This is a genomic window from Rhodoferax sp. GW822-FHT02D07 (assembly GCF_058802405.1).
On record NZ_JBXAOD010000006.1, the window covers coordinates 58,316 to 78,580 of the forward strand.

General features: G+C 65.6%; 15 protein-coding genes. 6 read left to right on the forward strand and 9 right to left on the reverse strand.

All coding sequences use genetic code 11. The features are described from left to right. Positions 1-2: 2 nt before the first annotated feature. From AC1RNN_RS14270 to AC1RNN_RS14280, 3 genes are read right to left on the reverse strand one after another with little or no spacing between them, the layout of a single operon-like run. The gene (locus AC1RNN_RS14270; RefSeq protein WP_493089990.1) at positions 3-293 is read right to left on the reverse strand and encodes a 2TM domain-containing protein; all 291 of its coding nucleotides are present in this window, start codon (positions 291-293) and stop codon (positions 3-5) included. Between the two features lie 39 nt (positions 294-332). Further along, positions 333-746 (reverse strand): DUF2306 domain-containing protein, encoded by a 414-nt coding sequence (locus AC1RNN_RS14275; RefSeq protein ID WP_493089989.1) that lies wholly within the window; start codon positions 744-746, stop codon positions 333-335. 15 nt (positions 747-761) lie between these two features. Then, a complete protein-coding gene (locus tag AC1RNN_RS14280) occupies positions 762-1,298 on the reverse strand; it encodes a DUF6622 family protein (protein ID WP_493089988.1) in 537 nt (178 codons plus the stop codon). Positions 1,299-1,508: 210 nt separating this feature from the next. On the opposite strand from AC1RNN_RS14280, the gene AC1RNN_RS14285 reads away from it, so the two are divergent. The 4 genes from AC1RNN_RS14285 to AC1RNN_RS14300 all read left to right on the forward strand — a co-directional run bounded on the left by AC1RNN_RS14285 (position 1,509) and on the right by AC1RNN_RS14300 (position 5,821). Next, positions 1,509-2,900, forward strand: coding sequence for an efflux RND transporter periplasmic adaptor subunit (locus AC1RNN_RS14285; RefSeq protein WP_493089987.1), 1,392 nt, complete (start codon positions 1,509-1,511; stop codon positions 2,898-2,900). 7 nt (positions 2,901-2,907) lie between these two features. Further along, positions 2,908-3,687 (forward strand): ABC transporter ATP-binding protein, encoded by a 780-nt coding sequence (locus AC1RNN_RS14290; RefSeq protein WP_493089986.1) that lies wholly within the window; start codon positions 2,908-2,910, stop codon positions 3,685-3,687. 50 nt (positions 3,688-3,737) lie between these two features. Then, positions 3,738-4,919, forward strand: coding sequence for an ABC transporter permease (locus tag AC1RNN_RS14295; RefSeq protein ID WP_493089985.1), 1,182 nt, complete (start codon positions 3,738-3,740; stop codon positions 4,917-4,919). Positions 4,920-4,987: 68 nt separating this feature from the next. Continuing rightward, on the forward strand, positions 4,988-5,821 hold the full coding sequence (locus AC1RNN_RS14300; protein WP_493089984.1) for an undecaprenyl-diphosphate phosphatase: 834 nt from the start codon (positions 4,988-4,990) through the stop codon (positions 5,819-5,821). A gap of 421 nt (positions 5,822-6,242) precedes the next feature. Here AC1RNN_RS14300 and AC1RNN_RS14305 read toward each other — a convergent pair whose 3' ends face one another. The 5 genes from AC1RNN_RS14305 to mutS are packed head-to-tail and all read right to left on the reverse strand — an operon-like array spanning position 6,243 to position 14,035. Further along, positions 6,243-7,949: an EAL domain-containing response regulator gene (locus AC1RNN_RS14305; RefSeq protein ID WP_493089983.1), complete on the reverse strand. Its 1,707-nt coding sequence runs from the start codon at positions 7,947-7,949 to the stop codon at positions 6,243-6,245. Positions 7,950-7,953: 4 nt separating this feature from the next. Next, a complete protein-coding gene (locus AC1RNN_RS14310; protein ID WP_493089982.1) occupies positions 7,954-9,744 on the reverse strand; it encodes an ATP-binding protein in 1,791 nt (596 codons plus the stop codon). A gap of 6 nt (positions 9,745-9,750) precedes the next feature. Then, entirely contained in the window at positions 9,751-10,554 is an 804-nt protein-coding gene (locus tag AC1RNN_RS14315) for an alpha/beta hydrolase (RefSeq protein ID WP_493089981.1), read from the reverse strand. Between the two features lie 9 nt (positions 10,555-10,563). Next, positions 10,564-11,391 (reverse strand): proteasome-type protease, encoded by an 828-nt coding sequence (locus AC1RNN_RS14320; RefSeq protein ID WP_493089980.1) that lies wholly within the window; start codon positions 11,389-11,391, stop codon positions 10,564-10,566. Positions 11,392-11,437: 46 nt separating this feature from the next. After that, on the reverse strand, positions 11,438-14,035 hold the full coding sequence (mutS, locus tag AC1RNN_RS14325) for a DNA mismatch repair protein MutS (protein ID WP_493089979.1): 2,598 nt from the start codon (positions 14,033-14,035) through the stop codon (positions 11,438-11,440). Positions 14,036-14,150: 115 nt separating this feature from the next. On the opposite strand from mutS, the gene AC1RNN_RS14330 reads away from it, so the two are divergent. Both AC1RNN_RS14330 and AC1RNN_RS14335 read left to right on the forward strand, forming a co-directional pair. After that, positions 14,151-17,084, forward strand: a complete 2,934-nt coding sequence (locus AC1RNN_RS14330; RefSeq protein WP_493089978.1) for a sensor domain-containing protein — start codon at positions 14,151-14,153, stop codon at positions 17,082-17,084. Continuing rightward, positions 17,081-19,255: a putative bifunctional diguanylate cyclase/phosphodiesterase gene (locus tag AC1RNN_RS14335; protein WP_493089977.1), complete on the forward strand. Its 2,175-nt coding sequence runs from the start codon at positions 17,081-17,083 to the stop codon at positions 19,253-19,255. Before AC1RNN_RS14330 ends, AC1RNN_RS14335 begins: the two co-directional genes overlap by 4 nt. On the opposite strand, the gene AC1RNN_RS14340 is transcribed toward AC1RNN_RS14335, so the two are convergent. Further along, complete coding sequence (locus AC1RNN_RS14340; RefSeq protein WP_493089976.1) at positions 19,244-20,131, reverse strand: inositol monophosphatase family protein; 888 nt, start codon at positions 20,129-20,131, stop codon at positions 19,244-19,246. The two genes, AC1RNN_RS14335 and AC1RNN_RS14340, sit on opposite strands and share 12 nt — an antisense overlap. Between the last annotated feature and the right edge of the window lie 134 nt (positions 20,132-20,265).

The window sequence follows — 20,265 nt, forward strand, 5'->3', positions numbered from 1 at the left end:
CCTCAGCGCTGGCTGCGCTCGATGCGCTCGCGCTCGCGCTGCACCATGCGCTCACGCAGGCCCGAGCCACTGCCCAGCACAAAGACCGACACGCCGTGCAGCACCAGACCCAGGCCCCAGCCCAGCAGCGGGCCCAGCGACCAGGGGCGCGTGCCAAAGGCGTATTGCGACATGGAGAAGATCAGCAGGTTGACCAGTACATAGACCGTGGCGTGGATGTACCAGCCCAGCTTGGCGCTGGCACGTTTGCGCGCCAGGCGATCAATCTCTTCGGGGCTCAGGGGCATGGACATAGTGAGGGGCATTCTATCGATGGCAGGGGGCGCGGCGGCTCATGGCCAGCCCAGCCACTGGCCCCAGACCAACTGGCCCAGGTAGCGGCCCGGTGCAAGGGCAAACGCCCCCGCGCCCAGGCAGCCCCCGAAGTACAGGCCCAGCATGGTCTTGCGGTGGGCGCGGATGTTGTGGTGCGCCAGATACCAGAAGGCACCAAAGAGCCCGAACAGGGTCAGCGGGATGAACAGGTGGATGGGCGAGAAGCCCCAGAGATTGGGCATCAGGAAGTCGCGGATGAAGAGAGCCGAGAGCGCGGCCACCAGCATCAGCGTGACCCAGGCGTAACCAATGGCGCGGTGCAGCTTGGGGCGCTGGGTGGCGCCCTGGCGCGCCCAGAGCGCGATCGGGCCCAGGGCCGCGGCGGCCAGCGCGGTGCTCATATGGATGGCGATAACGGGGGTGAGTTCCACGGCAGCTCTCCCGGTTCAGGCCGACGCGCGCGCTGGCTGGGGTGCACCATGCCAGTGGGCATCGGTCTGCGCGGCCAGGCGCCAGAGGCGGATGGCGCGGCCCACCAGAATGCCGCTGCACAGGCCAAATAACGCGCTCACGCCCACGGCGACCGGCGTCTGCTGCAGCAGGGCCGGGCTCAGCGCCTGGGTGGCGCCCACGGCGTACTTGGTGATGAAGATGCCCATCATCAGGCCCAGCGGCACCCAGCTGCCGGGCAGGGTGAAGCGTTCGCTCGCCAGGTCATAGCGGGTGCCTTCGGCCAGCGGGCGCTGCTGTACCCACCAGGCCATGCTGACAGCGACCTTGAACCACACCAGCAAGGACAGCACCTGGCCGCCAAAGGCTTGGGCCGTGCCCATGAGGGACAGGCCCACCAGGATGAGCGGCACCAGCGTGATGCGGCGCAGGCTGGCCTGCTGGGTCAGCGTCTGGCGCAGGCCCAGAAAGATCAGGGCGGCCAGCAGGGGCCAGACCCAGAAAGGGGTGTGGGTGATGAGGGGATTGTTCATGGCAAGGGTCCTCGGTTGCGTGTGATGGCGGGACTGTGCCGGGCGGGGCGGGCGGCGCCCAGCGGTGTGCGACGAAATGCGGCTTGGCGGGCGCGAAATGCAGGAAAGCGGCGCCAGATGCGGCCGTTTCTGGCGGCGGTTTCCGGGTTTGGGGGCGGGGCTTGGCCGCACCGTCACGGCCGCGCCATGGGGGCTTTCTAGAATCGGGGGATGAACAAGATACGGATAGTCAGCGCTGCGGTGCTGGTGGCAGCGCTGGGTGCGGGGGCCTGGTGGTGGATGCAGAACAGCGCGGGCGCCGCAGTGGCCTACCGCACCGCCCCCATCACGCGAGGTCCGCTGCAGGCCACGGTAGCAGCCAGCGGGGCGGTGAGCCCGGTGTCGCAGGTCAGCGTGGGGACCCAGGTGAGCGGCCAGATCCGGGATGTGCTGGTGGACTTCAACGACGAGGTGAAGGCCGGCCAACTGATTGCCCAGATTGACCCGGAAACCTTTGAATACCGCGTGCGCTCGGCCCAGGCCGATGTGGACGCGGCGCATGCCGCGGTGTTGACCGGCCAGGCCGGCGTGGCTGCGGCGCAGACGCAGGTGTCGCGCGCGCAGGTGGACCTGGACGAGGCGCGGCGCGATTTCGAGCGCAAGCAAAGCCTGGTGGAAAAGCAGTTCATCGCCCAGAGCGAGGCGGACAAGGCGCGCGCCCTGGTCAACACCAGCACGGAGGCGCTCAAGGCCGTGCAGGCGCAGGTGGGCGTGGCCCAGGCCCAGGTGAAGACGGCGCAGGCCAATGTGGCCCAGCGCGAGGCGGCGCTGGCCCAGGCGCGCATTGATTTGGCGCGCACCCGTATCACGTCGCCCGTCAACGGCATCGTCATCAAGCGGACCATCGAGCGCGGCCAGACCGTGGCCAGCAGCCTGCAGGCGCCCGAGCTGTTCGTGATCGCGCAGAACCTATCGGACATGCAGGTGGAGGCGGCGATTGACGAGAGCGATGTGGGCCGCCTGCAGCCGGGCCAGAAGGCCAGCTTCAATGTGGATGCCTTCCCGGGCCAGACCTTCCAGGGCGAGATTCGCCAGGTGCGCAAGGCGGCCACCAATGTGGCCAACGTGGTGACCTATGTGGCCATCGTGCGTTTTGCCAACAAGGAGGGCAAGCTGCTGCCCGGCATGACGGCCAATGTGCGCGTGGTGACCGACCAGCGCGAGAACGTCTTGCGCGTGCCCAATGCGGCGCTGCGCATGCGCATCGAGGGCGTGGAGCCAGCGGCGCCACCAGCGTCTGCAGCCAGCCATGCCATGGCGCCAGCAGGGGAGGCCTCGGCACCCGTGGCTGCTGCTTCGGGCCCCGACGCACGCCGCAAGGGTCCGCGCGGTGGCGAAGGGCGGGGAGACGGCCGACCCAACCGCAGCCGCGTTTATGTGCTGGGTGCCGATGGCAAGCCGATGGCCTACGCTGTGCGCGCTGGTGTGTCGGATGGCAGCACGACCGAGTTGTTGCTTTGGCCGAATAGCCCGGCCGCCGCCGCATTGACAGAAGGGGCGGAGGTGGTCGTTGGCACGCAGAGCAATGGCGCACGCCCTAACAGTCCGCGCGCTCCGTTCTGAGGCCGGCATGACGGGGACCCCCACGACCGCGCTCATTACTGCGCGGGAGCTGACCAAGACCTACACCATGGGTGACCAGACGGTGCACGCCCTGCGCGGCGTGTCGCTGGACATTGCCGAGGGCGAGATGGTGGCCATCATGGGCGCCTCAGGGTCGGGCAAGTCCACACTCATGAACATCCTGGGCTGCCTGGACCAGCCCAGCACCGGCACCTACCACCTGGCCGGCGAGGCCGTGCAGGCCATGGCGCCCGACGCACTCGCCAGCATCCGCAACCGGCGCATCGGCTTTGTGTTCCAGCAGTTCAACCTGCTGCCGCGCACCAGCGCGCTGGAAAACGTGGAGCTGCCCATGGTCTATGCCGGTGTGCCAGCGGCGCAGCGCCACGAGCGCGCCCGCGCCGCGCTGGAGCGCGTGGGCCTGGGCCAGCGCGCCGGGCATACGCCGGCCGAACTCTCGGGCGGGCAGCAGCAGCGCGTGGCGATTGCGCGCGCGCTGGTGAACAGCCCGCAGCTCATCCTGGCCGACGAGCCCACGGGCGCGCTGGACTCACAGACCAGTGAAGACATCATGCAGCTGCTGACGGAGCTGAACCGCCAGGGCATGACGGTGGTGCTGGTGACGCACGAGGCCGACATCGCCGCCTGGGCGCGGCGCACGCTGGTGTTCAAGGACGGGCACATCGTGGAGGACACGCTGCGAGCGAGCGCCGCCGGGCCGTCCCAAGGCGCGAGGGCCCCCTCGGGGGGCAGCGACCCGCAAAGCGGTGGAGCGTGGGGGCTATGAATACTTGGGCCGCCTTGCGGAGTGCTTTGCGCTCCCTCGCTGCGAACACCTTGCGCAGCATTCTCACCATGCTGGGCATCATCATCGGCGTGGCCGCCGTCATCACCATGGTGGCGGTGGGGCAGGGGGCGACGGCGCGCGTGCAGGAGCAGATGAAGGGGCTGGGCTCCAACATCATGCTGGTGCTGCCCGGCGGTGTGTCGCAGGCCGGTGTGCGCCTGGGTGCGCAGACGCGCCAGCGCCTGACCGAGGAAGACGCGCTGGCCATTGCGCTGGAGATTCCCGAGGTGCAGGCGGCTGCGCCCACCTCGCGCACCACGGGGCAACTGGTGGTGGGCAATACCAACTGGGGCAGCAGCATCATCGGTGTGAATAACGACTACCTGGAGGCGCGCGATTGGCCGCTGGCCAGCGGGCGTTTGTTCGATGCGGCCGAGCTGTCTGGTTCGGCCAAGGTGGCGTGGATTGGCAGCACCGTGGCGCGCGAGCTGTTTGGCGACGCGGACCCGGTGGACCAGGTCATGCGGGTGCGCAACATCCCCATCACCGTGATCGGCGTGCTCACGCCCAAGGGCCAGAACTCCATGGGGCAGGACCAGGACGATGTGGTGATGATCCCGCTGGGCACGCTGCGCAACCGGATCTGGGGCGGCGACGCGACCAGCCGCCTCAAGCGCGTGGGCGCAATCAGCGTGAAGGTGCGTGACGGCCAGGACATGAAGGCGGTGGAGGAGAGCATCAAGGGTCTGCTGCGCCAGCGCTTCAAGGTGCAGGAGGGGGTGGAAGACCCGTTCGTGGTGCGCAACCTGACCGAGATCCTGCAGGCGCAGGAAGAGTCCAGCCGCGTGATGACACTGTTGCTGGCCGCGGTGGCCGGCATCAGCCTGGTGATTGGCGGCATCGGCATCATGAACATCATGCTGGTGAGCGTGACCGAGCGCACGCGGGAGATCGGCCTGCGCATGGCGGTGGGCGCGCGCGGGCGCGACATCCTGGCGCAGTTCCTGATTGAGGCGGTGACACTCAGCGTGCTGGGTGGTGCGGTGGGTGTGCTGCTGGGCGCGGTGGCTACCTGGGCCGTCGGGCACTTTGCGGGCTGGCAGGTATCACTGAGTGTGGGCGCCATCCTGCTTGCGGTGGGCTTCTCGGGGCTGGTGGGCGTGTTCTTTGGCTACTACCCGGCACGCCGGGCTGCCAAACTGTTACCAATCCAGGCGCTGCGCTATGAATAAGTGAGCTGCTCGCGCAGATAATACGGGGGCTGGAGCCCTATTTTGTTTCTAACACCGGAGTACGTATCTTGGACATTGCATTGCTGATCAAGGCCGCCATCATGGGCGTGGTCGAGGGGTTGACGGAGTTTTTGCCGATTTCGAGCACGGGGCACCTGATCCTGGCCGGCGCGCTGCTGGGCTTCGACGACGACAAGGCCAAGGTCTTCGACATTGCCATCCAGACCGGCGCCATCTTTGCCGTGATCCTGGTCTATTGGCAGAAGATCCGCGATACGCTGGCGGCTTTGCCGTCGCAGAAAAGTGCGCAGCGCTTTGCGCTCAACGTCTTTATCGGCTTTGTGCCCGCCGTGGTGCTGGGCCTGCTGTTTGGCAAGTACATCAAGGCACACCTGTTCACACCCGTCATCGTCGCCACCACTTTCATCGTGGGCGGTTTCATCATCCTCTGGGCCGAACGTCGCCAGGCGCGCAACCCGCAAGCAGTGCGTGTGTCCGAGGTGGACGACATGACGCCGCTGGACGCCCTCAAGGTCGGACTGGTGCAATGCCTGGCCATGGTGCCCGGCACCAGCCGCAGCGGCGCCACCATCATTGGCGGCATGCTGTTGGGCCTGTCGCGCAGGGCGGCGACCGACTTTTCCTTCTTTCTCGCCATTCCGACGCTGATCGGGGCGGGTGTTTACAGCCTGTACAAGGAGCGGGCGCTGCTGTCGGTGGCGGACATTCCGTTGTTTGCGGTGGGGCTGGTGTTCTCGTTTGTCAGCGCTTGGCTGTGTGTGCGGTGGTTGTTGAAGTTCATCTCTACGCACAGCTTTGTGGGGTTTGCGTATTACCGGATTGTGTTTGGGGTTGTGGTTCTTGTTACTGCCTGGACGGGGTGGGTGACTTGGGCGGCTTGATGCTGCGGTAGGTTTTTGCCCTGCGGGGGACCTCGCTTTCCCCCCCCTATCCCCCCAGCCCCCTTTCCGCCCCCGCCGGGGCGGAAAGGGGGAGTTTCATTTGGTGTTGGCGCGCCGACTACGGGGCTACAGGGATAGGTCGCCACCGTTAGTTCGGTCCACGGCCAGTGCCAACGGTTGTGGTGAAAGGGGAGAGGTAGGCGCGGAGCCACTGGCGGGCGCTGCCGCCAGCGTGTGCATACCGATCTCTCCGAAGTCCCACAACCGCAGGCGCTGGCCGTGGACCGAACTAATGGTGGCAACCCCTCGCATGCGCCCCCGTAGCCGGAGTGCAGCAGTCAAATATGGCTGTTAAAGGCTCCCCTCGCCGACGGGGCGAGGGGCTGGGGGAGTGGGTGTCCAAAAAAGCGGGTGTTGCGAACTACCCGAGATACCCAGCAAAGCACCGAACCGCCTCGTCAGCAGGCACTGGCTTGCTGAACAGGTAGCCCTGGAACTCCTCGCAGTCCAACCCCCGCAAAAACTCCAGCTGCGCCACCGTCTCCACGCCTTCAGCGACGACAGTCATCCCAAAGCTGTGCGCCATCGCCACAATGGCCCGGGTAATGGCTGCATCCCCCGCGTCCTGCGTGATGTTGCGCGTAAACGCCTGGTCGATCTTGAGGGCGTCCAGCGGGTACTGCTTGAGGTAGGCCAGGCTGGAGTAGCCGGTGCCGAAATCGTCCATCGCCAGCTTCACGCCCAACGCTTTGCAGGCGTGCAGCGTGGCCAGGGTGGAGGACACACTTTGCAGGGCCATGCTTTCCGTCACTTCCAGCTCCAGCATGTGCGCGGGCAGGCCGGTGTCCTGCAGCACCTGGGCCACCAGGGCCGGCAGGTTCTTGCCGGCGAACTGGCGCACCGAGAGGTTGACCGCCATGCGAAAGCCGCTGTGTCCCTGGGCCAGCCACTGCGCGGCCTGCGCAGCGGCGGTGTGCATGACCCACTGGCCGATCTGCACGATGATGCCGCTCTGCTCGGCGATGGGGATGAACTCGGACGGCGGTATCCAGCCCAGCGTGGTGTGGTGCCAGCGCAGCAGGGCCTCGAAGCCCACCACCTTGCCGGTGGCAATCTGCACCTGCGGCTGGTAGTAGACCTGCAGCTGCCCCTGGGCCATGGCGTGGTGCAGCTCGTTGTGGATCTGCAGTGAACGCGCCACCTGGCGGTTCATCGCGGCGTCGAAGTACACATAGGTCCCCGGGCCGCTGGGTTTGGCGTGGTGCAGGGCCGATTCTGCGTTGAGCAGCAAGGCGTGCGCACTGTCGGCCTGGGCCGGGTACAGGCTGGCGCCGGCACTGGCGGTCAGGTACAGCGCGTGCCCGCTCACATGGTAAGGCTGGGCCAGACGCTGCAGCAGCTCGGCGGCACGCAGATGCAGGCGCTCTTCCTGCTGCATGCCGGCCATGCACAGGGCGAACTGGTCACCGCCGATGCGGCCCACCGCGTCGTGCGCCGTGGGCTGCTCCCATTGGGTGGAGAAGAGGTTGAGGCGCTTGCCCACCTCGCGCAGCACCATGTCGCCCACGCCGGTGCCCAGCGACTCGTTGATCTTGGCAAAGCCGTCCAGGCCCAGGCAGAGCAGGGCCACGCCCGGGTGCTGCGCCAGCGCAGCTTCGAGCTGTTGCTCGAATAGGTCACGCCCCGGCAGGGCCGTGAGCGTGTCGATCTGCATGGCGTAGCGGGTTTCGTTTTGCAGGCGCTGGGCGGCCTGCTCCAGGCTGCTGCTGCGCTGCAGGCGGGCCTGCACGGCTTCGAGCAATTCCTCGCGGCGGCAGGGCTTGGTGAGGTAGTCGTCCGCACCCAGGTTCATGCCGGTGCGCACATCGCCCCGGTCGGCCTTGGCGGTAAGCATGATGATGGGTACGGTGGCCGTACGGGCGTCCTCGCGCAGCGCGCGTATGAGGCCGTAGCCGTCCAGCACGGGCATCATCACATCGGTCAACACCAGGTCGGGGCGCTGCTGTCGGGCCTGGTCCAGCGCGTCGGCGCCATCGCAGGCGGCCATCACTTCGTAGCCCTCCAGCTCCAGCATCCATTGGAGGTTCTCGCGCAGGGAAGGTTCGTCTTCGGCGATCAAGATTTTCATGGGCTCAGAGCTCCGGCGCGCAACGGTGGGTGGGCAACTGCACCCGGAAGGTACTGCCCTGGCCAACGGCGCTTTCCAGCGTGATGCTGCCTTCATGGCAGGTAGCGGCTTCCTTGACGATGGACAGGCCCAGGCCCGTGCCCGCAATCGGTCCCACATTGCTGGCCCGGTGGAAGCTCACAAAGAGCTGGGCCTGGTCGGCAGCGGGTATGCCAATGCCCTGGTCGGACACGGTGAACACCAGCGCAGCCTCTTCCTCGGTCACCATAAAGCGGACCGTGCCACCGTGGGGTGAGTACTTGATGGCATTGGAGAGCAGGTTGCCCACGATGTTGCGGATCAGAGTGTCGTCCAGCCAGTAGTGCTGTTCCACCGGGGGCAGACTGATCTGCAGGTCGACCTTGTCGAGCTGGCGCGCCATGGCGCTGCGCAGCTCGTCAACCAGGCCGTTGCAGAAGGCGGTGACGCTCAGGCTGCGGGGCTTGAATTCCAGCCGGCCTGCATCGGTGCGGCCAATGACCAGCACGTTCTCCAACATGTGGGTCATGCGCTCCACGGCGTCGTCGATCCGCTGCAACGTCTGCTGCTTCTTGTCGGCGGGCATGCGGTCCTGGTAGTGCTGCAACAGTTCCACCGATCCGTGGATGGTGGCCAATGGCGTGCGGAACTCGTGCGAGGCCATGGTGATGAAGCGGGCCTTCAGATCGTTGAGCGCGATCTGCTGTTGCAGGGCCTGGCGCTGGGTTTCCTCGGCCTGCATGCGGGCCGTAGCGTCCACCACAAACAGCAACGTGGCATCGCGCTGGCCCCACTCGATCAAGACGGCCGAGAGTTCCAGCGTGCGGACCTGAGCGGTGGCGGTGATGACACGGAAGGTGTAGTTGAGCTCCACCGTCTCGCCACGCAGGCGGCGCTGGTGCCGCTCCAGCACCGTTGCCACGTCATCCGGGTGGATGGTGGCGGTAAAGGGCTGGGACAGCAGGTAGTCCAGCGAATGTCCGACGATGCGCACCATGCTGGGGTTGGCAAACACCATGCGCCCGTCCTGCACCACCACGACGCCCACGCCCACGTTCTCGATCACCGAGCGGTAGCGTGCCTCGGAGTTGCGCATGTCCTCGATGGCCTGCTGCCGTTCCAGCGCGGCCCCCACGTGGTTGGCCACAAAGCCCAGGATGTCGGCGTCCGCCTCGGAGTAGTGCACATTGGGCTCGTAGCCTTGCACCACTAGCACACCGCGTACCTTGCCCTCCATCTGCATGGGAACACCCAGCCAGCTGCTGAAGGTGAGGTCGCCGGTAGCCTCGGTGATTTCGCCATTGGCCTGCAACTCGGCAAAGCGCGCTGCGCTGATGAGCTGGGGTTTGGCGGTACGCAGCACGAACTCGGTCATGCCCCGGCTGCGCGGAACACCATAGCGCTGCATGGTGTCGCCATCTTTCTCGTCCTCGTAGTACGGAAAGTCCACCGTATTCCTGGACGGGTGGCTCAGGCACACATAAAAGTTCTTGGCATACAGCAGCTCACCGAGCAGCTGGTGCACGGTCTTCAGAAAGTCGTACAGCGAGAGCCCGGCCGTTGCGCGTTCGGCAATCCGGTAGAACACATTTTGCAAGGCCTCGGCCTTTTTCTGTTCCCGGGCTTCGGCCTGCAATTCGCGCGTGCGGCGTTCCAGCCATTGGCTGGCCAGGGTTTGCTGTTCGTCCAGCGCGGCCTGCAACTGCCTGTTCTTGGACTGCAAGGCCTGAACCTGCTCGTGCAGGCGGTCCAGTTGCTCTTGCAGGCTGGTGTCCATGCTGCGTCAGCGCTCCATGTTCCGCAACGCGGCTTCCAGCGCCGCCGCTGTGGCCAGCGGCTTTTCCATGGGGAAAAGGTGGCTGCCATCGAGCATCATGATGCGACCCTTGGTGACCTTTTCGGTCATGGCCATGCCGACCTGCTTCATTTCCTCGGACTGGTCTCCCCCGATGAAGGTCACGGGGCATTTGATCGGATGGCGCGCCAGCAGGCGGTCCAGGTTGTCGGGCAGGGTGTTGTAGAAGGCGGTTTCAATCGCGCGGTCAAAAGCCAGTGTGCGCTTGCCATCGGCGTCCTCGGGGAAGGCCTCCACATAGTCCTGCAGCACCTGCGGGTCCCATTTGGCAAAGGCCTTCTTGTGGCGGAAGTGCTCGAAGGCAGCCTCCAGGCTGGGCCAGCTGTTGCGGCGCGCGCGGCTCACCGCGCCTGGCGAGATGGAGCCAACCAGCTGCGTGGTCTTGACCAGGCCCAGCGCCTTGGAGCGCCAACCGCCCAGGATGGGGGAGTCGATCAGCACCACGCCCTTGGCCAACTCAGGGTGGCGGGCTGCCGCCATGAGGCTGAGAAACCCGCCCAGCGAATGGCCGACCAGCCAGACGGGTTCGCCAGCCTTTTCGACCACTTTGCTGGCGTAGTCCACCAGCTGCTGCACCACATGGGGCCAGTTGTCGGTGACGGGGTAGCGCGGGTCGTGGCCGTATTTGTCCAGGGCCTTGACGCTATAGCCCCGGGCCTTGAGGCTCTTGAACAGCAGCTTGTAGGTGCTGGCGGGAAAGCTGTTGGCGTGGGAGAAAACGATGGTGGACATCAAGCCGGGCTAAATCAGTTTCTCGTCAGGCGTTGTGATCTTCTTCAGGGGTAGGCTGCGGGCGCTGGGAACCAGCAGCGGCACTTCGGTCTGCCCGCCATTCCACATCGGGTCCTCGATGCTGTCAAACACTTCGCGCAGCTTCTGGCCCCAGCTGCTGTGCAACATCTGGAAGTAGGGGTTGTTTTCGTCGATGCAGACCACCTTGTCGGTGGCAAAGGTATTGGCTTCGTAGACCACCATGTCCAGCGGCAGGCCCACCGAGAGGTTGGATTTGAGCGTGGAGTCCATGGACACCAGCGCGCACTTGGCGGCTTCGTCCAGCGGGGTGTGTGGCGTGATTACGCGGTCCAGCACCGGCTTGCCGTACTTGGACTCACCCACCTGGAAGTAGGGTGTCTCTGGTGTGGCTTCGATGAAATTGCCAGCCGAATAGACCTGGAACAGGCGCATGCCTTCGCCCTGGATCTGACCGCCGAAGATCAGCGACACGTTGAAGTCCACGCCCGCGTTCTTCAGCGCCGCGCCATCGCGCTCCTGCACCTTGCGGATGGCCGAGCCCAACACGCGGGCCGCATCAAACATGCTCTTGGCATTCCAGATGGTGATGCCTTCGTCTTCCTCGTGGTCCTTGAGTCGCTCGATCTGCAGGATTTCACGCACCGACTGTGAGATGGACAGGTTGCCGGCCGAGAGCAGCACCATGAAGCGGTCGCCCGGCTTCTCGTACACGATCATCTTGCGGAAGGTGCTGATCTGGTCGAGACCCGCGTTGGTGCGCGAGTCGGAGAGAAACACCAGTCCGGCGTTAAGTTTGAGGGCGACGCAGTAGGTCATTGTTGTCGTTCTGGGAGGCGTAAACCTGGATTGTAGAAGGCGGTAGTCAGCCGCGCGCGGCGAGCGCTTTCAGCTGGTACAGCGCATCCATGGCCTCGCGCGGGCTCATGACGTCGGGGTTGATGCCTGCCAAGGCGCTTTCCACGGCGCTTGCCGGTGGGGCTTCCAGGGCAGGGGGGGCGGCGAAGAGGTCGACTTGCAGCTGTTGCTCGGAGGCATGGGCCTCCAGCGCGTCCAGCGTGTGGCGCGCATGGTTCAGCACGGCCGCGGGCATGCCCGCCAGGCGAGCCACTTGCACGCCGTAGCTCTTGCTGGCCGGGCCGGGTTCGATGGCGTGCAGGAAGACGATGTCGCGCCCGGCCTCGGCCGCGCTCACGTGCACGTTCATGGCAGCGTGGTGGGTGGCGGGGAACTCGGTGAGTTCGAAGTAGTGGGTGGCAAACAGCGTGAAGGCTTGCGTCTTGTCGTGCAGCTGGGTGGCGATGGCCGACGCCAGGGCCAGGCCGTCGAAGGTGCTGGTGCCGCGGCCAATCTCGTCCATCAGCACCAGGCTGTGCGGCGTGGCGCTGTGCAGGATCTGCGCGGCCTCGGTCATCTCCAGCATGAAGGTGGACTGGGCATTGGCCAGGTCATCGGCCGCGCCGATGCGGGTGTGGATGGCGTCGATGGGCCCCAGGCGGCAGGCCTTGGCGGGCACATAGCTGCCCATGCTGGCCAAGAGCACGATGAGGGCGACCTGGCGCATGTAGGTGGACTTACCGCCCATGTTGGGGCCAGTGATGATCTGCATGCGCTGCTTGGGGCCAAAGCGCGCGTCATTGGCAATGAAGTTGCCACTGCTCAACTCGGCCAGCCGTGCCTGCACCACCGGGTGGCGGCCGGCTTCAATGTCAATGCAAGGCTCGGCCACAAACTGCGGGGCGCACCAGTCCAGCGTGAGTGCGCGCTCGGTCAGCGCGCACAGCGCGTCCAGTGCGGCCAGCGCGCGTGCCACGCGCGTGAGCTGGGGAATGTGCGCCTGCAACTGGTCCAGCACCTGCTCGAACAAATACTTCTCGCGCGCCAGCGCACGTTCCTGCGCGCTCAGGGCCTTGTCTTCAAAGGCCTTGAGCTCTGGGGTGATGAAGCGCTCGGCGTTCTTCAGCGTCTGGCGGCGGCGGTAGTCGTCGGGCACCTTGTCCACTTGGCCGGTGGTGACCTCGATGTAGAAGCCGTGCACCTTGTTGAACTGCACGCGTAGGTTGGCAATGCCGGTGCGCGCTTTCTCGCGCACCTCCAGGTCCAGCAAAAACGCATCGCAATTGGTCTGGATGGCGCGCAGCTCGTCCAGATCGGCGTCAAAGCCGTTGGCGATCACGCCGCCATCGCGCACCAGTGCGGCGGGCTCGGGGTCTATGGCGCGGGCCAGCAGGGCCGTCGCGTCCCCAGGGGGCTGCAGCTGCTCTGCAATATGGGCCAAATAGCCGTCCAGCCCGCGTAGATGTTGCGCAAGTAGCTCCGTTTTTTTTAGCGTTACCACCAGGGCCACGAGTTCACGGGGGCGCACCTGGCGCAGTGCGGTGCGCGCGGTGATGCGCTCCACATCGGCGCAGCCCTTGAGCTGGCCGCGCAGGGTTTGCCAGAAGTTGTTGCGCAAAACTCCGATGGCCTGCAGCCGGTGCTGCGCCTCGGTGCGGTCGCGCTGGGGTTCCAGTAGCCAGCTTTTGAGCATGCGGCTGCCCATGCCGGTCATGCAGGTGTCGATGAGACTGAACAGCGTGGGGCTGTCCTCGCCGCGCAAGGTTTGCACCAGCTCCAGGTTGCGGCGCGTGGTCACGGGCAGGTCGATCAACGCGTCATTGCGCTGTACCTGCACGCTGTGGATGTGCGTGAGCGCGCGGCCCTGCGTGTGCTCGGCATAGCCCAGCAGCGCGGCGCTGGCGGCGTGGGCCAGCGGCAGGTCTTGCGCGTGCCAGCTGGTCAGACTGGCGGCCTGCAGCGCGTCCAGCAGTTTGCGCTGGCCTAAAGCACTGTCAAACTGCCATTCGGGCCGGGCCGTGAGGTACAGCGCGTTACTCGTAGAGCGCAGGCGCTTGAGGCGGTCTTCAAACGTGGTGGTGCAGCTGGCGCTGTAGGCCAGCTCGCTGGGGGCCACACGGGTGATCCAGCCATTCACCTCATCGGGCGCGCACTCGGCCAAAAACACCACGCCCTGCGTGACGGAGAGCCAGGCCAGGCCGCAGCGGTTGCGCGGGCCCTGGTGCACGGCCATCAAAATCGATTCGGACTTTTCGTTCAGCAGCTCGGCGTCGGTCAGCGTGCCGGGGGTGACCACGCGCACCACCTTGCGTTCCACCGGGCCCTTGGCCGCGCCCACTTCCCCCACCTGTTCGCAGATGGCGACCGACTCACCATGGCGGATCAGCTTGGCCAAGTAACCCTCCATGGCATGGAAGGGCACGCCGGCCATGATGACCGGTTCGCCGGCCGACTGGCCGCGCTGCGTGAGCGTGATGTCGAGCAGGCGTGCGGCCTTCTCGGCATCGGCGTAGAACATCTCGTAAAAATCCCCCATGCGGTAGAAGAGCAGGGTGCCGGGGTACTGGGCTTTGAGACCCAGATACTGCTGCATCATGGGGGTGTGGGGAGGGGCCGTTTCGGTCATCCAAAGAAGTCTATCAACTTCGCTGGCCGCGCCGGATTTCCTAGGGGTTGTCCAGCGTGACGGAGCCTGCTTTGAAGCCCTATGATGCGGGCAGTCCCACTCTGGCGAGTCTCCTGTGTCCGTGAAGTCCCCGCCCCTGCCCAACCAGCCCCTACCGCCCGGCGCGCAGCCCGGCGTGTCCGGCGGGGCATGGGGCCTGACACCGGGCGTATTCAAGACCATTTTTGACTGCAGCCCGGAGGCCATTGCCCTGATCCGCGCGCAGGACGGCGTGCTGGTCGAAGTCAATACCGAGTGGCTGCACCTGACCGGCTATTCACGCGACGAAGCGCTGGGACGCACTGCCGTCGAGTTGGGCCATTGGCTGGACCCCTCGGAGCGTGAACGTGTGTTTGCGCCGCTCTATCAGGGCGGGCGGGTGGTGGACGCCGACGTCACGCTGGTGATGAAGGACCGCAACCCGCGGGTGGTGCGCATGAATGCGGCCCGGGTGATCGAGCAGGGCGAGACCTACATCCTGCTCTACCTGCGCGACGTGACGGCCGAGCGGCTGGCCCACGAGGCCCTGCGGGCCGGCGAGCAGGCGCTGGAAAAGGCCAATGACACGCTCAACCGCCAGGTCAAGCTCTACGAACTCACGGAGTCCCTGGCCAAGGTGGGCCACTGGGTGACCCACCCGGACAGCCAGGAGCTGCAGATCTCGCGCGGGGCTGCACACATCGGTGGTCTGGGTGAGCAGACCCAGTTGCGGCGCGGCCAGCTGATCGAGAGCCTGGAACCGGAGGACCGGCCCCAGGTCGAACAGGCGCTGCAGCGCATGGACGGTGCGGTGGTGGAGTACCGCTGGCGCCGGCCTGATGGCGAGCTGATCTGGGTGCGGGCGCGCTTTTACCAGCAGTTCAAGGACGGCGTGGTGCAGGCCGAGATGGGCGTGATCCAGGAGTTCACAGACGAGCAGCGTGTGCGCCAGAGCCTGGAAAACCGCCTGGCCTTCATCCACAAAATCACCAGCCGTGCCCCGGGCCTGGTGTACGAGTACCAGATGTGGGCGGATGGGCGCTTCATCTTCCCGTTTGTCAGTGCAGGGGTGGAGCAGATCTACGGGGTGACGCCGGAGCAGGTCTATGCCGATCCGACCTTGTTGTTCCGCGGCATTCATCCCGACGACGCGGACCTGGTGCGCAAGAGCACCTGGGACGCGATGATGCGTGTTGTGCCTTGGCACTGCGAATTCCGGGTGCTTGCACCCGACGGTGGCGTGCGCTGGATGCTGGGCAACTCCCTGCCGGAGCGGCAGGAGGACGGCTCGGTGCTGTTTTGCGGCTCCATCACCGACATCACGCCCCAGAAAGAGGCCCAAGAGCGCCTGCAGGCCAGCGAAGAGCGCTTCCGCAGCCTCTCCGCCCTGTCCTCTGACTGGTACTGGGAGCAGGATGCGGAGTACCGTTTTGTGCGCGTCGACGGCAATGGCCTGAGCAGCGCCAAACTGGCATCCGATGCCGCGATTGGCCGCACGCGCTGGGACTCCGGTGCGCTGGGCGTGAGCCCGGCCCAGTGGGAGGCCCACAAGGCGCAGGTCATGGCGCACGAGACCTTCCACGATTTCGAGATGCAGCGTGTGCTCAAGGACGGTACGTATATGTGGGCGTCCATCAGTGGAGCGCCCATCTTCAACGCGCAGGGCGAGTTCTGCGGCTACCGCGGTACAGGCCGGGACATTTCGGCGCGCAAGCAGGCCGAAGCCGAAATTGAGCGCCTGGCCTTCTTTGATGCGCTCACCGGTCTGCCCAACCGGCGCCTGCTGATCGACCGGCTGGAACACGCCGTCGCCACCAGCGTGCGCCACCGCCACCATGGCGCGCTGCTGTTCATTGACCTGGACAACTTCAAGATCCTTAACGACACGCTGGGCCACCACATGGGCGACCTGCTGCTGCAACAGGTTGCCAGCCGGCTGCAGGAATGTGTGCGTGATGTGGACACGGTGGCGCGCTTGGGGGGCGACGAGTTCGTCGTCATGCTGGAAGAGCTGGACCCGCAGCCTGCCGAGGCCGCCAGCCAGGCCGAGATGGTGGCCAAGAAAGTGCTGCAGTCGCTCAACCAGCAGTTCGCGCTGGGCAGCCACACGCTGCACAGCTCTCCCAGTATCGGTGTCACCCTGTTCTACCAGCAGCAACACTCGGTCGACGAACTGCTCAAGCGTGCCGACTTGGCCATGTACCAGGCCAAGGGCGCAGGGCGCAATACGCTGCGCTTTTTCGACCCCGAGATGCAGGCTGCCGCTTCGGCACGCGCTGCCATGGAGGCAGACCTGCGTCAGGGCCTGTCGCGTGAGGAGTTCATGCTGTACTACCAGAGCGTGGTCGACGACCAGGGCCATGTCACCGGCGTGGAAGCCCTGCTCCGCTGGAAGCATCCCGAGCGCGGGCTGGTGCCGCCCAATGAGTTCATCCCTGTGGCCGAGCAAACCGGGCTGATCCTGCCGCTGGGCCAGTGGGTGCTGGAGGCGGCCTGCGCCCAACTGGTGGCCTGGAGCGCCAAGCCGCATACCCAGCGCCTGACCATGGCTGTCAATGTGAGCGCGCGCCAATTCAAGCACCCCGATTTTTCCAACCACATCCTGAACCTGTTGCGCCTTTCGGGCGCCAACCCCTACCGGCTCAAGCTCGAACTGACCGAGAGCCTGTTGCTGTCCGACTTTGACGAGGTGATCGACAAGATGAGCGAGTTGCGTTCCATTGGGGTGGGGTTTTCGCTGGACGACTTTGGTACCGGCTATTCCAGCCTGGCCTACCTCAAGCGCCTGCCGTTGGACCAGCTCAAGATCGACCAGTCCTTTGTGCGCGACGTGCTGACCGACCCCAACGATGCGGCCATCGCCCGCACCATCCTCAACCTGGCCCGCAGCCTGGATTTGGGCGTGGTGGCCGAAGGGGTGGAAACCGAAGGGCAGCGCGACTTTCTGTTGCGCAACGGATGCAAGGCGTTTCAGGGCTACTTCTTTGCACGGCCCGTGCCGGTTGAGCAGCTCAAGCTGCCCGCCCCATGAGCCAGAACGCGCAACCAGAACCCCTGGACAGTGTGGAACGCCTGCAGGCCGAGGTGGAGCGGCTGCGTGGTGCGCTGGCAGCGCTGGAGGCGTCCGGTCGCCGGCAGTACGACATGCTGGACGCGCTCTTCGTGCGCAGCACGGCGGCTATCTCGGTGAATCGCATCAGCGATGGGGCCTACGTCGATGTGAACCGGCGCTGGGAGCGCCTGACCGGCTACTCCTGGCAGGAAGCCATGGGCCGCACCTCCCTGGACCTGGGCTTCTGGTCCAGCAAGGAGATTCGTGACGCTGCGTTCGACCGGCCAAATCTGCCGCCGCACCAGGAGGTGCCCTTCACCACGCGCGATGGCCGCAAGCTCCTGTTGCTCATGACCGGGACGCGCCTGAGCCTGGGTGGCGAGGCGCATGCGGTGGTCTACCTCAATGACATCACCGAACACAAGGCTGCGCAGGCCACCTTGCTGGAGAGTGAAGCGCGCTTTCGCTCGCTCACGCACCTGTCGTCCGACTGGTTCTGGGAGCAGGATGCAGAGTTCCGCTTTGTACGCTTTGATGGCTCGGTGGCGGGCAAGCTGGGCGTGTCGGGCAGCCGGGGTCTGGGCAAGACCCGATGGGAGGTTGGCGCCGCCAACATGTCCGAAGCGGACTGGGACGCGCACCGCGCTTTGCTGGAGTCCCATGCGGAATTCCGCGAGCTGGAACTGTGCGATGTCGATGCGGAGGGCCGGGTGTACTGGATGTCCATCAGCGGCGCCCCCATTTTCGATGCGCAAGGCCGCTTCCAGGGCTACCGCGGCGTGGGTCGCAATATCACCGGGCGCAAGCTGGCGGAAGAAAAGATTGAGCGGCTGGCGTTCTTTGATGTGCTGACCGGCTTGCCCAATCGCCGTCTGCTCATCGACCGTCTGCAGCAGGCGCTGGTGCTGGCTGGGCGCGACAAATCGGTGGGGGCCTTGCTGTTCATCGATCTGGACAACTTCAAGGATCTCAACGACACCCGGGGCCACGATGTGGGCGACTTGCTGCTGCGCGATGTGGCCCAGCGCCTGGTGGCCTGCGTGCGCCAGGCCGACACGGTGGCGCGCCTGGGCGGAGATGAATTCGTGGTCATGCTGCACAGCCTGGAGCGGGACCCGGTGCTGGCCATGGCGCATGTGGAGCAGGTCGGCAAGAAGGTGATTGCCAGCCTCAACCAGATGTACCTGTTGGGGGACATGGAGCACCACAGCACGCCCAGCATTGGTATCACCCTGTTCGGGCAGCAGGAGCAGACGGTGGACGAGCTGCTCAAACAGGCGGACCTGGCCATGTACGAGGCCAAGGCGGCCGGGCGCAATACCCTGCGTTTCTTCGACCCTGCCATGCAGGCGCTGGTAGCCCAGCGCACGGCGCTGGAGCAGGACCTGCGGCAGGGCCTGCAGCGCCAGGAGCTGGTGGTGTACTACCAGCCCGTGGTGGATACGCAGGGCTGCATGGTCGGGGCCGAGGCCCTGGTGCGTTGGCAGCACCCACAGCGGGGCATGGTCTCGCCGAATGCCTTCATTTCCATGGCCGAACAGACCGGTTTGATCTTGTCTTTGGGTGCTTGGGTGCTGGAGACCGCCTGCCGTCAGTTGGCCCAGTGGTCCGAGGATCCGGCCACGGCGGGGCTGACGATTGCGGTGAACGTGAGCGCTCGCCAGTTCCGCCATCCCGATTTTGTGGACCAGGTGGCTGCCACCTTGCTGGCCACGCGGGCCAACCCGCTGAACCTGAAGCTGGAGCTGACGGAGAGCCTGCTGCTCAGCGATGCGGACGACGCCGTGCGCAAGATGACGGAGCTGCGCCTGAGCGGACTGAAGTTCTCGCTGGACGATTTCGGGACCGGGTATTCGTCCCTGTCCTACCTCAAGCTCCTGCCGCTGGAGCAGCTCAAGATCGACCAGTCCTTTGTGCGCGACGTGCTGACCGACCCCAACGATGCGGCCATTGCCCGCACCGTGCTGGCGTTAGGCCAGAGTCTGGGACTTGGAGTGGTGGCAGAGGGGGTGGAAACAGCCGGGCAGCGCGACTTTCTGCTGCAGAACGGCTGCACGCTGTTCCAGGGCTATCTGTTTGGCCGCCCCATGCCGGTGGAGGCCCTGCCGCTAGCGGGGCAAGGCCAGACTCGCGTGGAATCAGGCGTCTGAAGCGGGGGCTTCTGCGCTGTTGTCCGCAGCGATGGCGGCCTGGCGCAGGGCGGCTTTCTCACCGGCGGGCGCGAACTTGCTGTACTTGCCCAGCAGGCTCACCAGTTGGCCATAGACACGCGGCGTACCGGCCAGCATTTCCTGCTGGTCCAGAAACTCGGCTTCACCCGTGAAGTTGCCCACCAGGCCACCGGCCTCGGTCACCAGCAGCGAGCCAGCGGCCACGTCCCAGGGCTGCAGGCCCAGTTCGAAGAAGCCTTCGGTATAGCCGGCGGCCACATAGGCCAGGTCCAGCGCGGCGGAACCTGGGCGGCGCAGGCCGGCGGTGCGCTGCATCACGTCGCCCATCATCTGCAGGTACTGGTTGAAGTTGTCGCCTTGGCGGAAGGGGAATCCGGTGGAGATCAGCGACTCCTTCAGCTGGGTGCGCTTGGACACACGGATGCGGCGGTCGTTGAGGAAAGCGCCGCGGCCCTTGGTGGCGGTGAACAGGTCATTGCGCGTGGGGTCATAGACCACGGCATGCTCGACCTTGCCGCGCACGGCCAGCGCGATGCTGACGCAGTACACAGGCAGGCCGTGGATGAAGTTGGTGGTACCGTCCAGGGGGTCGATGATCCAGACGTATTCGGAGTCGGGCGCGCCGTGTTCCTTGCCGGATTCTTCGGCCCAGATGCCGTGGCCGGGGTAGGCCGTCAGCAGGGTTTCAATGATCGCTTGTTCTGCAGCATGGTCGATTTCGGTGACGAAGTCATTGGCCTTTTTTTGCGACACACGAACGGATTCGATGTCCAAAGCAGCGCGGTTGATGATGGAACCGGCAGTGCGGGCGGCCTTGATGGCCACATTGACCATGGGGTGCAGATTGAGCGTCATAGATTGTTGGGGGAAGAACTGGGAGGACCGGCTGGCGATGCAGGCGGCGACAATAGGCGCTATTTTAGCGGTTGGGCCTTGGTTGCGCACCCTAAGACCCCAAAACCGTCCCGTTCCGCCTGACTCCGACCTCG